The sequence below is a fragment of the Staphylococcus sp. EG-SA-15 genome (genome assembly GCF_017151895.1).
Taxonomy (GTDB): Bacteria; Bacillota; Bacilli; order Staphylococcales; family Staphylococcaceae; genus Staphylococcus; species Staphylococcus aureus.
Genome location: NZ_JACVZN010000114.1, coordinates 1 through 251 on the forward strand (window position 1 = coordinate 1; position 251 = coordinate 251).

Below are 251 nucleotides of genomic sequence, written 5' to 3' on the forward strand. Positions count from 1 at the left end.
CGAAATAACTATCAGGGATATTTGCTAATTTGTTAGAGATCATCAAATTCCTCCTCTATCATTAAACGTAGCCTGGGTGACTATCATAAACCTAACAACTTGTATCACTCTCATTTAGATGGTTACATGGACCATTGCCATTAATTAATATGGCAGTTGGGATCCCTGATGGGCCCACGCCACAAGGTATTATTGATCATTTTCAAAAAGCACTAACTATTCCTGAAAATCAAAAATATGGTGCTTTTCAT

Annotated in this window: 1 pseudogene; it reads left to right on the forward strand. The window is 36.3% G+C overall.

Features of this window, described 5'->3' with window-relative positions:
• Window positions 1–125 precede the first annotated feature (125 nt).
• Window positions 126–251, forward strand: a pseudogene (locus IDG64_RS14580) (aminotransferase class I/II-fold pyridoxal phosphate-dependent enzyme); the annotation flags it as partial.